The sequence below is a fragment of the Streptomyces sp. NPDC014894 genome, from assembly GCF_043080985.1.
Lineage (GTDB): Bacteria > Actinomycetota > Actinomycetes > Streptomycetales > Streptomycetaceae > Streptomyces.
In genome coordinates this window covers 114,526-128,447 of the sequence record NZ_JBIBWD010000014.1, presented here as the reverse complement: position 1 = coordinate 128,447, position 13,922 = coordinate 114,526, and the positions used below count along the sequence as shown (strand labels likewise).

The 13,922-nt window shown below is 73.1% G+C and carries 17 protein-coding genes; 6 read left to right on the top strand and 11 right to left on the bottom strand.

The genetic code is table 11. The annotated features are described in order from the left end of the window. Nucleotides 1–60 precede the first annotated feature (60 nt). Nucleotides 61–801 carry an SDR family NAD(P)-dependent oxidoreductase gene (locus tag ACF089_RS28785; protein WP_392032599.1) on the top strand — a complete coding sequence of 247 codons (741 nt, stop codon included), beginning with the start codon at nucleotides 61–63 and terminating at the stop codon, nucleotides 799–801. Between the two features lie 84 nt (nucleotides 802–885). Here ACF089_RS28785 and ACF089_RS28780 read toward each other — a convergent pair whose 3' ends face one another. The 7 genes from ACF089_RS28780 to ACF089_RS28750 form a co-directional block, all read right to left on the bottom strand. After that, nucleotides 886–1,206, bottom strand: a complete 321-nt coding sequence (locus ACF089_RS28780; protein ID WP_392032596.1) for a hypothetical protein — start codon at nucleotides 1,204–1,206, stop codon at nucleotides 886–888. Nucleotides 1,207–1,385: 179 nt separating this feature from the next. Further along, nucleotides 1,386–1,832 (bottom strand): carboxymuconolactone decarboxylase family protein, encoded by a 447-nt coding sequence (locus ACF089_RS28775; protein WP_392032594.1) that lies wholly within the window; start codon nucleotides 1,830–1,832, stop codon nucleotides 1,386–1,388. A gap of 108 nt (nucleotides 1,833–1,940) precedes the next feature. After that, complete coding sequence (sigJ, locus tag ACF089_RS28770; RefSeq protein WP_392032591.1) at nucleotides 1,941–2,837, bottom strand: RNA polymerase sigma factor SigJ; 897 nt, start codon at nucleotides 2,835–2,837, stop codon at nucleotides 1,941–1,943. A 95-nt stretch (nucleotides 2,838–2,932) separates the two neighbouring features. Beyond that, a complete protein-coding gene (locus tag ACF089_RS28765) occupies nucleotides 2,933–4,198 on the bottom strand; it encodes an acyl-CoA thioesterase/bile acid-CoA:amino acid N-acyltransferase family protein (RefSeq protein WP_392032588.1) in 1,266 nt (421 codons plus the stop codon). 69 nt (nucleotides 4,199–4,267) lie between these two features. After that, nucleotides 4,268–4,846 (bottom strand): hypothetical protein, encoded by a 579-nt coding sequence (locus ACF089_RS28760; RefSeq protein ID WP_392032585.1) that lies wholly within the window; start codon nucleotides 4,844–4,846, stop codon nucleotides 4,268–4,270. After that, nucleotides 4,843–6,093 carry a hypothetical protein gene (locus ACF089_RS28755; RefSeq protein ID WP_392032581.1) on the bottom strand — a complete coding sequence of 417 codons (1,251 nt, stop codon included), beginning with the start codon at nucleotides 6,091–6,093 and terminating at the stop codon, nucleotides 4,843–4,845. Before ACF089_RS28755 ends, ACF089_RS28760 begins: the two co-directional genes overlap by 4 nt. A 6-nt stretch (nucleotides 6,094–6,099) precedes the next feature. Then, entirely contained in the window at nucleotides 6,100–6,840 is a 741-nt protein-coding gene (locus ACF089_RS28750; protein ID WP_392032578.1) for an ATP-binding cassette domain-containing protein, read from the bottom strand. 304 nt (nucleotides 6,841–7,144) lie between these two features. Between ACF089_RS28750 and ACF089_RS28745 the strand changes: the two genes are divergently transcribed. Further along, nucleotides 7,145–7,888 carry a class I SAM-dependent methyltransferase gene (locus ACF089_RS28745; protein ID WP_392032575.1) on the top strand — a complete coding sequence of 248 codons (744 nt, stop codon included), beginning with the start codon at nucleotides 7,145–7,147 and terminating at the stop codon, nucleotides 7,886–7,888. Nucleotides 7,889–8,005: 117 nt separating this feature from the next. Here ACF089_RS28745 and ACF089_RS28740 read toward each other — a convergent pair whose 3' ends face one another. Together ACF089_RS28740 and ACF089_RS28735 are read right to left on the bottom strand one after the other, a co-directional pair. After that, nucleotides 8,006–8,440: a VOC family protein gene (locus ACF089_RS28740; RefSeq protein ID WP_392032572.1), complete on the bottom strand. Its 435-nt coding sequence runs from the start codon at nucleotides 8,438–8,440 to the stop codon at nucleotides 8,006–8,008. 290 nt (nucleotides 8,441–8,730) lie between these two features. Then, the gene (locus ACF089_RS28735; protein ID WP_392032569.1) at nucleotides 8,731–9,300 is read right to left on the bottom strand and encodes a dihydrofolate reductase family protein; all 570 of its coding nucleotides are present in this window, start codon (nucleotides 9,298–9,300) and stop codon (nucleotides 8,731–8,733) included. A 412-nt stretch (nucleotides 9,301–9,712) separates the two neighbouring features. Between ACF089_RS28735 and ACF089_RS28730 the strand changes: the two genes are divergently transcribed. The 3 genes from ACF089_RS28730 to ACF089_RS28720 are packed head-to-tail and all read left to right on the top strand — an operon-like array spanning nucleotide 9,713 to nucleotide 12,339. Next, nucleotides 9,713–10,525, top strand: a complete 813-nt coding sequence (locus ACF089_RS28730; RefSeq protein WP_392032566.1) for a hypothetical protein — start codon at nucleotides 9,713–9,715, stop codon at nucleotides 10,523–10,525. A gap of 33 nt (nucleotides 10,526–10,558) precedes the next feature. Further along, entirely contained in the window at nucleotides 10,559–11,701 is a 1,143-nt protein-coding gene (locus ACF089_RS28725) for a sensor histidine kinase (protein ID WP_392032563.1), read from the top strand. After that, nucleotides 11,698–12,339: a response regulator gene (locus tag ACF089_RS28720; RefSeq protein WP_392032560.1), complete on the top strand. Its 642-nt coding sequence runs from the start codon at nucleotides 11,698–11,700 to the stop codon at nucleotides 12,337–12,339. Before ACF089_RS28725 ends, ACF089_RS28720 begins: the two co-directional genes overlap by 4 nt. Nucleotides 12,340–12,402: 63 nt before the next feature. On the opposite strand, the gene ACF089_RS28715 is transcribed toward ACF089_RS28720, so the two are convergent. Both ACF089_RS28715 and ACF089_RS28710 read right to left on the bottom strand, forming a co-directional pair. Continuing rightward, the gene (locus ACF089_RS28715) at nucleotides 12,403–12,726 is read right to left on the bottom strand and encodes a hypothetical protein (protein WP_392032771.1); all 324 of its coding nucleotides are present in this window, start codon (nucleotides 12,724–12,726) and stop codon (nucleotides 12,403–12,405) included. Between the two features lie 172 nt (nucleotides 12,727–12,898). Continuing rightward, complete coding sequence (locus tag ACF089_RS28710) at nucleotides 12,899–13,168, bottom strand: hypothetical protein (protein WP_392032557.1); 270 nt, start codon at nucleotides 13,166–13,168, stop codon at nucleotides 12,899–12,901. A 245-nt stretch (nucleotides 13,169–13,413) separates the two neighbouring features. On the opposite strand from ACF089_RS28710, the gene ACF089_RS28705 reads away from it, so the two are divergent. Further along, nucleotides 13,414–13,851, top strand: a complete 438-nt coding sequence (locus ACF089_RS28705) for a DUF4259 domain-containing protein (RefSeq protein ID WP_392032554.1) — start codon at nucleotides 13,414–13,416, stop codon at nucleotides 13,849–13,851. The last annotated feature ends 71 nt before the right edge of the window (nucleotides 13,852–13,922 follow it).

Here is a 13,922-nt window from a genome sequence, read left to right as displayed (position 1 = left end):
TGTTAGGTAATTATGGATCATCTGATCTGTAAATAGTTCGGCGCGATGGATGGAGCGGGGATGTCTCAGCTTGCGGGCAAGGTGGCGCTGGTGACGGGCGGGAGCCGGGGGATCGGCGCGGCGACGGCCCTGCGGCTCGCGCGGGAGGGCGCGGACGTGGTGCTGACCTATGTGAGCGCGGAGGACCGGGCGAAGGAGGTCGTCGCGTCGATCGAGGCCGCCGGCCGCAGGGGACTGGCGCTCAGGGCCGACAGCGCGGACCCGGCGGACGTCGTCGGGGCCGTCGAGCGGACGGTGGCCGAGTTCGGCCGCCTCGACATCCTGGTGAACAACGCCGGAGTCTTCCCCTACGGCCCGATCGGGGAGGTGACGCTCGAAGAGATCGACCGCACGCTGGCCGTCCATGTCCGGGCCGTCTTCCTCGCCTCCCAGGCGGCGCTGCGGCACATGGGATCGGGCGGGCGCATCATCAGCGTCGGCAGCTGCTGGGCCGCCCGCGTGCCGGTGCCCGACGTGACGCTGTACGCGATGAGCAAGTCCGCCCTGATCGGCTTCACCAAGGGACTCGCCCACGAGGCGGCGCCGAAGGGCGTCACCGTCAACATCGTCGACCCGGGCCCCACGGTGACGGACATGAACCCCGCGGGGACGGCGGAGGCGGAGGAGGAACGGCTGCGGACCGCCGCCAAGACGCTCGGCGCGGCCTCCGACACCGCCGGCGCGGTGGCCTTCCTGGCCGGCCCGGACGCCCGGTGGATCACCGGCGCGTCGCTGGCGGTGGACGGCGGCTACACCGCCTGACCCGACGGAGCACCCGGGCGGCGGACCCGCCCGGCCCGGGACCGCCCCGGACGGCGGCCGGTGCGGCGGGGGCCGCACCGCCCCTCAGAGAGTGGCCATGAGCGCGAACGTCGGCACCAGGGTCACCACGGCGCTGAGCGGCCAGTACACCCGGGCGTCCACCGTCGCTCTGCGCCGCAGGGAGCGATTGGCGAGCCACCAGACCTGGGCGAACAGCATCACGACCGGTGCTCCGATCATCAGCCACGGCAGCATGCCGTCGTTCTCCGTCGGCTCCCGCGGGATCCAGCCGAACACGGCCAGGGGCCAGTTCACGGCGAAGTACCAGAGCAGCCAGACCGGCACGGCGCCGGGAATTCCGAGCAGCAGGTTCACACCCACGGCCGCCAACGACCACTTGCGCATACGCCCAGTATCCACGCTCACGGTCGAACTCGGGTGCGTAGAGACGTCGTCGGCGGCGCCCGAGCCCGCCGGGGCCGCCACCGTGCCGGCGGCGGCCCCGGACCCGGGCGGGCGCGGAGCCGCGCACGGTGCGGGCGGACCGGGCCGTCACACGCTCCCGGCCCGCCCCCGCGCCGGCCTCAGCCGCCCGACCGTGCGGCGGGCTTCATCTCCAGCGGTACGCCCACCCTGTTGAGCGCGTTGATCAGCGCCGTCTGGGCGACCAGATGGCCGCGCTCGGCCTCGTCCGGAAAACGCTCGCACAGCTCCCGCCACAAACCGTCCGCCACCCGAACCCCGCGGGTGACCGCGTCGGCGTAGGCGAGAGCGGCCCGCTCCCTCGCGTCGAACAGCTCCGACTCCTCCCAGACCGGCAGCTGGTCCAGCCGGTCCTGGCTCTCGCCCAGCCCCCGCGTCTCGCGCGTATGCAGGTCCACGCAGTACACGCAGCCGTTGAGCTGCGAGACCCTGATCTTCACCAGCTCGCGCACCGTCTCGTCCAGCGGACCCTTCCGGATCGCGGCGTCCGCCTGGCGGATCGCCCTGTACGGTTCCGGGGCCGTGGCTCCGAGATCCATCCGTGCCATCAACACTCCTCGTTCGATCGGCTTGCCACGGCGCCGCGCCCTCGCCCGACACCGTGCGTTCTCGCCAGGGAGACGAGACAGCCCACCCCGGTGTGACAGCTTCGGGTCTCAGATGTGCGCGAGTTTCGAGGGGGCCACCTGCCGCCAGTACGCGTCGATCCGGCCGCCCCGCAGCCGTATCGTGTCGACGGAGTGCACAGCGCCCCGGCGGCGGCACAGCAGCGCGGGCTCGCCCCCGATCTCCACCGGCTCCAGGCTGTCCAGCCGCCATCTGCGGCCCACGCGCAGCAGCACCTCCGCGACGCGCCGACCACCCACGATCGGCTTCCGGGCCGCGATCACCTCGCCGCCCCCGTCGGTGAGGTAGACCGCGTCCGGATCGAGCAGCCGCACGAGCCCGTCCAGATCGCCCGCCTCGTACGCCGCGCGGAAGGCCAGCAGCACTCGTTCCCGCTCGGCGCGCGGACCGGTGGAGACGGCGTCGCCCGCCGCGGCGGCGGCGATCCTGCGCCGGGCCCGGGAGGCGAGCTGACGGGTGGCGGCGGGCGAGCGGTCGAGCACTTCCGCGATCCGCGCCGTCTCCAGGCCGAACACGTCCCGCAGCACGAAGGCGACGCGTTCCGGCGGCTTCAACTCCTCCATCACCAGCATCATGGCCGTCCCGACGGACTCGTCGACCAGCACCGGCCCGGCGGCGTCCGGCCCGGTCAGCAGCGGCTCGGGCAGCCAGGGGCCCACATACTCCTCGCGGCGCACCCGAGCCGATCTGAGGATGTCGTACGAGCGGCGTGCCGCGACCGTCACCAGCCAGGCCCTCCGGTCCGCGATCTCCTCCCATGCGGTCCGCACCGTGCGCAGCCAGACGTCCTGGGCCACGTCCTCGGCGTCCGCCACGCTGCCCAGCAGCCGGTACGCCACACCGAAGACGGCGGGCCGGTGCTCCTCCCACTCGGGGCCGGTCAGACCCGTCCCGGCCGTCGTACTACTCCTCTGGTTCTCGCTCACGACGGCAGTCTCCCCGGCCCGGCCGCGCGGACGTTCACCGCCGCTCCCGGCGGCCTTCCTCCAGCGGGGCGGGCCGCTGCCCCGTGGACCGGGGGTCAGCGCCCGAGGAAGTCGAGCACCTGGGGCCAGGAGGCGGCGCGGGCGCGGGCGTCGGCGGGACGGGAGCCGCCCATGGGGGTGACGTCGCCGGTGAGGGGGTGGACGATGCTGATCCCCGTAGGGACGTGGGGGTAGGAGCCCACCAGATGACCGGCCTCGGGGTGGACCAGGGCGCGGTGGGGCTCCCGGGTGCCCCGGCGGGCGGCGATGGACTCGGCGTAGTCACGGGCCTGCCACAGGGTGTCCTGGCCCCCGGCGATCGCGAGCACCGCTCCGCGCATCCGGTCGTACGGGATGGGTCCCTCGGGGACGGGCTCGCCGCCGAGGGTCCAGGCGGCGCCCTTCTCCGGGAACGCGCCGACCACCTCGTCGGTCGGGGCGTACACCACCGCGTCGCGGATCAGGTCCGGGTAGTGCTGGGCGAGCAGTTGGGCGGGCTCGGTGCCCCGGGAGGTCCCCATCGCGACCATCCGGCCGGCGTCGACTCCGGGCTCCCGGGCCAGCAGCCGGGCCGCGGTGGCGAAGTACTCCAGCGGGACGTTCTTGAGGATGGCGGGGGTGTCCGAGGACCGGCAGTCGAAGTAGCAGAGCAGCAGTGTCGGATGGCCCCGGGAGGCGAGGAGCGCGGCGTCGGTCGCGGGGGCGGCGCCGCCCTCGGAACCGCCGAAGAGCAGCACCGGCGCGCGGCGCGGAGCGCCCTTCGCCGGGGTGAGGAGCCGGCCGATGACCTTGTCCCGGGAGAAGACCAGCGCCCGGGAGCGGACGCCCTCGCGCATCCAGGTGCGGGTGAGTTCGCGTTCCGCGATGGCGCGGCCGTCCGACTCCACCGCGATCCGGACGGGGTAGGAGCGTTCCCGGTCCGGGCTCGTGGCATGGAAGGTCGAGGCGTTCGGGTCGTCGCCGTTCACGGGGTTCATCGACCAGAAGAGGCCCATGCCGTCGGCGGACCGGTACGTCCCCGAATCGGGCCGGTCCTGGGCGAGGTCCACCGTGCCGCGCCGGTCCGCGGTGAAGACGGCCTTGCCCGCCCAGGCGTTGCCTTCGTGGTCGTCCGCCTTCGAGGTGACGGTGATCCGCTCTCCCGCGTGCAGCCCGGTGATCTTGATTCGTACCGGCTCGTCGGCGAGCGCGGTGGGCCGGTCGACCTCGATGACGGCCTTGTCGCTCGTGCGGTCCCCGTCGTCGGAGCCGTTCGCGCAGCCCGTGGCGAGCAGGGCGAGGACCAGCGCTCCCCAAAGCCCGGTGTATCCCCCATGTTTCATGGCCCCAGTGTGGCGGAGAGCGGGAAGCGAGGGCCAGCGCCGATCACGTGATCACACCGCGGCCGGGTGTCACTTCCGGTGGGCGGCCTCGGCGGCCAGGCCGGCCCCGAACAGGGCGAGCGCGGCCGTGGCGGCGAGCAGGGAGCCGCCGGGATGCGCGGGCCACATCCAGAAGTAGGGGATTCCGCCGGGGCCGAGCCCGACCAGACCGCACAGGACGGGTACGGCGGCGACGGCGACGGGCCCGTACCGCGGTTCCGTCCACCGCCGGACGAGCAGCCCCAGGCCCAGATACCCCAGGACGTTGCGGGCCACGGCGAAGCCCAGGGGGAAGTCGATGACAGCGGCCTCCAGCAGGGCGATCACCACGGTCGCGGCGCCGGCGAGCGCCAGAGCCGCCGCCCGCAGACGCGGCATGTTCCGCACGGCGGTGACATCCGTCGTACGCGGTGCACGGCTCATCCCGTACAGCAGTACGCAGACGGGCAGCACCGGCAGGACGAGGGGTATGGGAATGCTCCCCCTCGCCCCGCCGAACAGCGCGAGCGTGGGAATGCCGGAGGTGGCGAGCATCGGCGCGACCACCAGACAGGCCACGAGCGCCGCCGCGCAGGCGACGGCGGCGTGGGCGCGCAGCCACCAGATCATGAGCCGGCCTTCGCCGCGCGGGTGTACGAGGAGGGCGACAGCTCCGGCTTCTGCGAGCAGTCCCGTACGGAGCGCAGGTTGTGCTGGAACCATGCCTTCTGCGCCTCGGTCGGCATCGCCCGTACCTTCTGGGCCAGTCGGACGGCCTCGTCCGACCCGCTCGACGCGGCGGGTTCGACGCCCGCGACCTGGGCGAGCCACGCATCGAGGGCCGAGGTGGCTTCCGAGCCGGGGTAGGTCGCGCCGGGCTCAAGCGCGCAGGCGGGCGGCCCCGACGGGAGGAGGCTGGTGGCCGTCACGATCAGGACGGTCTCCCGGTCCGGGACCCGCCGACTGAACTCCACGCGTTCGACCGGGGTGAGGCCGGCCTTTCGGAGCTTGTCGCCGGCCTCTTTCGACCAGCGGACGAAATCGTCCTCGTGCTCGTACTGTTCGGGCCAGAGGCAGACCTGTGGGGCGCTGCCGCCACAGCGCAGGAGCGACCGGTCGCGGCCCTGTTCCCCGTCCGGGCCGAGCGGGGACGCGACGGCGATCGCCGCGGCGACTCCGGCGACCGCGACCGCCACGGGCAGCACGAGACGTACCTTCCCCTCTCGTGTCGCGATCAGGATCAGCGCAGCCGTGATCACGGTGGCCGAGAACAGGGCGGTCGCGCCCAGGCTGCGCGGCGCCGGGACCTGGTCCAGGCGGCAGCAGTCGCCGATGCCCTGGCCGTTGAGGTGGCGCAGCCACGCGGGTTCGGCCGTGGCGGCGGGCCAGAAGCCCCAGAAGTAGCCGAGGACGAGCATCAGCGCCGGACTCAGCAGCCGGGGCAGCACTCCTCCCAGCAGATGTCCCAGCGCGATATGGGAGAGGACCACCGCGTACGCGACGGCGAGCACCGTCGTGTTCGGCCGGCCCGGGATGTCGAGGAGAGCGGTGTCGGAGAAGACCGCCAGAGAGGTCAGCACACCCGCCAGGCCCAGCAGCGCCACGGGGGCGAGCTGCTCGGCGGCGATCCGGAGCGGGCCCCGGGACGGCGCCCAGGTGCTCACGGCACCCTGTTTGAGCCGTGCCGCCTCCCAGGCCGCGCCGGCGCCGCAGACGGCGCTGACGACTCCGAGCAGCCCGGTGGACCGCGCGGTCACCGATTCCCAGTACTCGATGGTTCCGCCCGTATTGCCGGTGCTGAAGAACAGCAGCCCGCCGAGGAGCGGTACCGCCGCCCAGACGGCGGACCCGGAGCGCAGAAGAGTCGCGAGGCGCATCGCCGTTCACACCTCCCCTCGGACCAGGCCGCGATACGCGGTCTCCGCGCGCCGCTCGGCCGGGGCGGCCGGGGCGAGCGAAAGAAAGTCGCCGATCGTGCCCTGGAAGGCGGGCGCGCCCCGGTCGAGGACCACCACCGCCTCGTACACGTCCGCCAGGTCCTCGGTCTGGTGGGTGGAGACGATCATCCGGGTCGTCCCGGACAGCTCGCTCACCAACTCGCGGAAGACACCGCGCTGTACGGGGTCGAGTCCGGCCGTCGGCTCGTCCAGCAGGATGAGTTCCGCGCGGTGGACCAGCGCCTGGGCGATGCCGAGGCGGCGCAGCTGTCCGCCCGACAGCTGATGGCTTCGCCGGTCGGCCAGTTCGGTCAGCCGGACCCGGTCCAGTGCCTGGGCCGCCCCGTCCCACGCCCGGCGCTTCGACAGCCCTTTGAGCCAGCCCGCGTACGCGGCCTGCTCCCGGACGGTGAGACCGGGCACCGGTTCGATCCGCTGCGGCAGCCAGCCGATCCGGCGGCGGTACTCGCCCCGGTCGCGCGATCGGGCGCTGTCCAGCGAGCCCCAGGTGACCCGGCCGGTCCGGGGAGTCCGGGCGGAGGCCCCGAGCGAGAGCAGCGTGGACTTTCCCGCGCCGTTCGGCCCGAGCAGCACCGTGTGGCCGGAAGGGAACTCCAGAGTGAGCGAGTCCAGGACGGAGGTACGGGCGCGATAGCCGAATGTGCAATCCGTGTAGCGTAATAACACAGGCGATTCCGTGATTCGTGGGGACGGGGATCGAGCGGCCCGGTCTGCCACGGCAGGGCGCGGAGCGGGGACGCCGATCTGAACGATCGCGGTCGAACGTTCTCGGTAGCTACGGACAACCCACGGCCCCGCACCGGTTCCGCGGATTTTCGACAGTCCGGCGCGGTGCTCACGGTCACCCTGTCGGGCGCGGTGCGAGATGTCGCGACGACGCCGTTCCGGCCTTGTGGGAATGGGCCGGAACTCGCGGATGCGGTGATCGCCGAGGCGGGGGATGTTCACAGGAAGGGGCATACTGTGCCGTGTGACGGCTTACAACAGCATTGGCACGACTTACAGTTACACGCGCCGGCCGGATCCCCGGATCGCCGACGCGATCGGCGAGGCGCTGGGGGACGCGGGCTCGGTGATCAATGTGGGAGCCGGCGCCGGCTCGTACGAACCGCCGCAGACGGTGCTGGCGGTCGAACCCAGCTCGGTGATGATCGCCCAGCGCCCGGCCGGGTTCGCGCCGGCCGTGGAAGCGTCCGCCGAGTCGATCCCCCTCGCCGACGACTCGGCCGACGCGGTGATGGCCCTCCTGACCGTGCATCACTGGGACGACCTCGAAGCGGGTGTCGGGGAACTGCTGCGGATCGCCCGGCAGCGCGTCGTCGTCTTCACCTGGGACCAGACAGTCCTCCGCCGATTCTGGCTGCTGGACGAGTATCTGCCGGAGGCGGCCGCGTTCGACGACACTCGCGCCGTGCCGGTCGAACGGCTGACCGCGCTGCTCGGAGGGGCCCGCGTGGAGACGGTCCCGATCCCGCACGACTGCTCCGACGGATTCAGCGCCGCGTTCTGGCGCCGCCCCGAGGCCTACCTCGATCCGCGGGTGCGGGCCGGCATCTCCATGCTCGCCCTGACCGACGAGGAGATCCTGCGTCCGGGCCTGGCCCGGCTGGCGGACGATCTGTCCTCCGGTCTGTGGCACGAACGTCACGCGGACCTGCTCGACCGGGAAGCGCTCGACGTCGGCTACCGGCTTCTGGTGGCGGACGTCGGGTGATCGTTCGGCGGTACGCCTCGCCCCGGTGCCGGACGAGCCGCCGGACGGGCGAGGACGGTCCGAGTGCCCCCGTGCCGGCCGGGACGGTCAGTGACCGTCCGGGGTCGGCCGGGACGGTCAGCGGCCGTCCGGGGTCGGCCGGTGATGGACGTACTCCACCACCGTGCCGTCCGGGTGGCGGGCGTTGAACCCGGCTCCGGTCGGCACCTCCTGGAGCGGAAAGACGATCTCCGCGCCCTCGGCGACGAGCCGGTCGTAATACGGGCGCACATCGTCGACGAGCAAAGTCCCCGTGGTGCTCAGGAAAGGCCGCAGATCGTCGCGGTCGCCCTCGATGAGAAGAAAAGCGCCGACCATCGCCAGGCGGAGATTCTTCGCGGGGAATGCGAAACGGGCGTCGGCGGTGACATTTTGCAGGCGTTCGTAGAACGCAATGCCGGAATCAAGATTCCCCGGCTCCATGAACACTCTGACGAGCACCCGGGGTTCGCTCAGGTCGGAGGAGTCGGTACGTCTGCGCCAGACGTCCGGAGCAGCGGTTTCATCGGCCATCGGGCCAGTGTCGCACGCGTGATCCAATGGACGGCGGTCCAGCTTGTTTCAGCTTCATTGCGGCCTTGGGCGAAGGCGGTCGTGAGAATGTCCTCCGCGCGTACGGCATCGCCGTCGAGACGGGCGGCGGGCGAATAGCGCGCGTTCTGACAGCCCAAGGGCCTAACGGCCCGGCTGCCTCCCGATGCTGTGCCGAGAGGCCGACGCGGCGCCCTCCCCGGGCGGTCCACATGTCACCTTCCCGGGCAGCCCCTATGTCACCTTCCCCGGCGGTCCACTCGGCGCCCGGGCTACGTCCCGCGCACCACGCGGTGGCGGAGGTAGACGACTCCTGAGCCGAAGGCGCGGGTCTCGACGAGTTCGAGAGCCACCCGGCGTTCGCGGCGGGGGAAGAACGGGATGCCGCCGCCGACCAGCACCGGGCAGACCCTGGCCCGGTACTCGTCGATCAGATCCAGCGCGGCCGCCTCGGCGGCGAGCGCCGCGCCGCCGATCGCGATGTCGCCCTCCCCCGGCTCGGCCCGCAACCGCTCGATCTCCTCCGCCAGACCGCCGGAGGCCGGCCGGGCATGGCCCACCACCGTCGAGAGCGTGGTGGAGAACACCACCTTCGGGAGCGGGTTCCAGAGCGCGGCCCACTCCAGCATCGAATCGTCGAGCGACGGATCCTGGTCGGCCGTCTCCCAGTACAGCATCGTCTCGTACAGCCGCCGCCCCAGCAGATGGACGCCGATCCCCCGGATCTCGTCGGTGACGAAGCGGAAGACCTCGTCGTCGGGATCCGTCCAGTCGAAGCCGCCGTCCGGACCGACGATGTAGCCGTCGAGGGACACACCCATCGAGTAGGTCACGCTGCGCATGACAGATCCTCCTCGGGAACACGCTTCGACACGACGACCGCCGACCTCTGACCTCTCACCGCCGCGAGACTCGTCGCGGAACTCGTCGCGGCGCGCGGCATCCTCCCAGACCTCCCCGCCCCGAGCGGAGAACATCACCAGGGACGCGACCTTTCACGACACGGCTCAAAGGTTGTTACAGAAGGCTCGGGGCGATTCGTCGGCGCCGTCCTTCTGGAGGAGTCGGGCGTGCGTCGCCCGGCCGGCTCCGGGCGCGGTTCGTACAGCGTCCAGGCCCGGGACCGGTGGTCCGAGACGGGCTGCGACCCACCGCCCCCTCACGAACGGCGCGGAGGGGCTCTCCTCCGAAAGAGACACCGGCCGTATCGATCGGCGGATGTGATCGCGCCGCCCGTGAACCAGCCTGCGGGGCATGACACGAACTGACAGGGCCGCCCGACCGGGCGGCCGATGGCGGACGCCCGCGCTCGTCCACGGCAACGCGTGGTTTCCCGGCCGGTGGATCGGGGGCGTGTCCCTCGTCGTCGGACCGGTCGCATGGTCCGCCGGGCTTCTTCTGCGACATCTGGCGACGCGGACCGCGCTGAGCCGGCAGCGGTTGGAGGAGTACGAGCGAGAGCCGTTCGCCGCTCCGTCGCAGCTGGACGCCTATCTGGAGAGTCCGGCACTGATGACGGCCGGGTACGCGTGCTTCGCGGCGGGGGCCCTGCTGCTGTGGCCCGCCTTCGTCACCTTCGCGCGGATCGTCTCCGCGCGATGCCCGGGGCTCGCGCTCTGGGGCGGCACGCTCGTCGTCCTGAGTCTGTTCGCCCGCCTGTACTTCGCGGGTGTGGACCACACGGCCTTCCAACTGGCCGAGGCGTACGGCCTCGACCGGGCCGGCGCGACGGTGACGGCCGCGTACACGGACATCTCGTACGGCCCGTGGCGGATCCCGGTGACCGCCGCCGCCTGCCAGTACGCGGGGATGGCGCTCCTGGCCGTCGGAGCCTTCCGGTCCGGTACGTTCGGCCTGGGGCGCTGTCTGCTGTTCCTCGGGGCGGGGACGCTGTGGGTCGGTGTGCTCAAGGCCAGCCATCTCGTCGACGGTGTGCTGTCGAGCGCCGCGCTCTGTGCCGTGTTCGCGCCCCTGGGCATCGCGGTGCTGCGCGACGCCGTCCCCGAGCTGCGCATCGGGCGCTTCCCCGCCGCCGACCGCCGGCCGCTGCGCGGGCTGAGCTGGTGACCCGGTCCGGACGCGGCCGGATACGCTGATCGGGTGAGCGCCCAGCCCCTGCGTCAGCGACTGGAGTCCCTCGCCCTGCTCGTCGCCGTCCTCTGCGCGGCCTTCGTCCCGGCGGCCCTGCCCGGCGCGATGCCGGGCCTCGTCGGTCCTGGCACGGCGCCCGTGTCCGTCCAGGCGGCGGCCGCCGGATCGGCCGCCGCCGCGGGAGTGTGGCTGCTGCGACGGCGGGGGTCCCGGTGGCCGCTGTCGCTGATCGTGGCGGTGGACTCGGCGGTCCGCGGACCCGGGCTCCTGCTCTCCGTGGGCGTGTACGCGGCGGCGACCCACTACCGGCGTCCCCATCACCGCGTGATCCTCGCGGCGGTCGCGACCCTGCCGGCCGCCCTGCCGCTGGCGGCGGCCGTGCCCGGCCCCGGCGTCGAGCCGGCCTCCGCGATCGGCGGGGCGGCCCTGTTCGTCTGGCTCCCGCTGGCGGCCGGGCTGTGGACGAGCGCGCGTGCGGAGGCGGTGGCCGGGCTGCGCGAGCGGGCCGAGCGGCTGGAGCGGGAGCGGACCGAATCGGCGGCGCGGGCGCGGCTGGAGGAACGCGCCCGGATCGCCCGGGACATGCACGACGTGGTGGCGCACCGGGTGTCGCTGATGGTCCTGCGCGCGGGCGCTCTGGAGATCAACGCGGTGGACGAGCGCACCGCGGCGGAGGCGGAGCTGATTCGCACCACGGGCAAGGAGGCCCTGACACAGCTGCGGGCCGTGCTCGGAGTCCTCCGCCGCGCGGACGGGGAGCCGTTCGGGCCCCAGCCGTCGCTGGCGGATCTGGACCAGCTGCTCGACCAGTCCAGATCGGTCGGCGTTCCGGTGCGGCGGCGGGACGAGGGCACGGCGGCCGAGCTGTCGGTGGTGGTGGAGCACACGGCCTACCGGGTGGTGCAGGAGGCCCTGACCAATATTCACAAGCACGCGGGGGTGGTCGCCACGGAGGTGGCCGTGCGGCATCTCCCCTCCGCGCTGGAGGTCACCGTCCGCAACGCCGCGCCGCGTGAGCGTCCGCCGGAGCCGGCCGGCAGCGGCCTCGGGCTCCTCGCGCTGCGGGAGCGGGTCGAGGTGCTGGGCGGCGAGTTCACCGCCGGGCCTTCGGCGGACGGCGGATTCGGTCTCACCGCGAGGCTGCCGACATGATCCGTGTGCTCATCGCCGACGACGAGGCCCTGGTACGGGCCGGACTGCGCATGATCGTGGAGGCGGCGGACGACATCGAGGTGGTCGCCGAGGCGGAGAACGGGGCGGAGGCCGTCGCCGCCGTCGCGGGCCGGCGGCCGCATGTGGTGCTGATGGACGTTCAGATGCCCCGTATGGACGGGGTGGCCGCGCTCAGGGAGATCCACCGGCGTCCGGACCCGCCGAAGGTGGTCATGCTGACCACCTTCGACCACGACGAGTACATCGACGCCGCCCTGCGCGCCAAGGCCGTCGGCTTCCTGGTGAAGGACACCGCGCCCCGCGATCTGATCGCCGCCGTCCGTACGGCGGCGGGCGGCGGCGCCGTCCTCTCCCCCACGGTCGCCAAGCGGGTGATCGACGGCTACGCCGACCGCCGGGGCCCGGAGGCGCGCGCCGCCCGGGAACGGCTGGCGGCCCTCACCGCCCGGGAGCGGGACACCGTCCGCGAGGTGGCCCGGGGGCTGGCCAACGCGGAGATCGCCCGCGAGCTGGGCATGAGCGAGACCACCGTCAAGGCGCACATCAGCCGCTCGCTCACCAAGCTCGGGCTGACCAACCGGGTGCGGATCGCGCTCCTCGTCCGCGACGCGGAGTAGGGCCTTCCAGCGGCTTCCCGAAGGGCTCGTCGCGGTCGCTCCGAGGTCGGCGCGACGCGCCCGCTACCGCGCGGCCCCGGGTTCGTCGAGGAAGCGGAGCAGTACGGCGGCCTCCGCGCGCAGCCGTGCCGCCCGGTCGGCGTGCGCGGGCTCGGTCAAGCGCTCCGCGGCCTCCAGTCGCTCGGCGGCCTCGGCGCGCACGATGTCCGTCACGGCGCTCTCGCTCAGCTCACGCCGTGCCACATCGGTCGCGCCCGCGCCGACGGGCAGCTGTTCAAGGGCCAGGCCCCGGGGCTCCGTTCCGTCCATGGGCACGGCCTCGGCGTTGTCCAGTGCGGCGAGGGTCGAGCGCAGGGCGCTCACCGCGGCCTTGTCACGGGCGCGCATCGCGTCCGGCAGTGCGTGACGCATACGGAGACGGAGAGACATGCCGGTGACCCTATGGCGGCGGACCGGCCCCCACAACGCGATATACGCGCCTCCGGGAGCACGCCCCACCGCCCGGCGGCCGGCGGGCGATCCGGCGGACGGCAGGCATTCCGGCCGCGGACGGGCGGGGTCAGCGGGTGTCCCCCTCCCAGTTCCACTTCTTCGGGTCGCCGGGCCGCGGACCGTAGCGGGCGCGGCCGCCCGGCCCGTACCGCCCTATCTCGGTGCTGAGGGCCGCGCCCTCGGCGAGCTGTGCGGCGCTCAGGCCGGTGATGTCGAGCAGGAGCCCGTCGAGCGGGCCGCCCACCAGCTCCGCGTAGAGGTGGCCGGGCCGGGGGCCCGGATCGGGATCGTCGTGGTCCGCTCCGTAGACGCGGCCCCGCAAGATCTGTTCGTCCATGTACGACAGAGTCTCAGCCGCCACTGACAATGCGCCGGCGGAGCCGGGAGCGGCGGGCGAACGCCCGGCACGGTGCCGGGGGCCGTGCCGGGCCGCGTGGGCGCGTACGGTCGCGCGCGGCGTCCCGGCGGGGCGCGGGACCGGCGGTCGCGCGGGGCGGGACGGCGGCCGAGCGGGGGCGGGACCGGCGATTGTCAGTGGCGGCTGTCACGATGACCGAACATCACTCTGGTGAGGAGAGAGACATGGGTACGTGGGACGTCGGGCCCTTCGACAACGACACCGCCGCCGACTTCGGGGGCCATCTCGACCAGGCGCCCGAGGGGGAGCGCGGGGCCATGGTGCGGGACGCCCTCGTCCGCGCGCTCGACGACCGCGGCGATCTGGACCAGGACATCGCGGTGGTGGCGATCGCCGCGGCGGCCCTGGTCGCCGGGCAGTGTCCACAGGGGGAGCCGGTGACCACGGCGTACGGTCCGGCGCAGCCCGTTCCACGGCTCCCCGACGACCTGCGGGCACTCGCCGTACAGGTGCTCGACCGTGTGGTCGCCGAGCCCTCCGAGCTGATGGAGCTGTGGGACGAGACCGACGACGCGGGGGCCTGGCGCGAGAGCCTGGTTCGTTTGCGCACGCCGCTGCTGCCGCCGGTGCTCCAGGAGCCGATACCCCTGACCCGATCCTGATCGTCCGGCCCCCGTTCGGTGCGCGCCGGTGACCGGGGAGACTGGTGACTCGTGGCGGAACAGGTGGAACG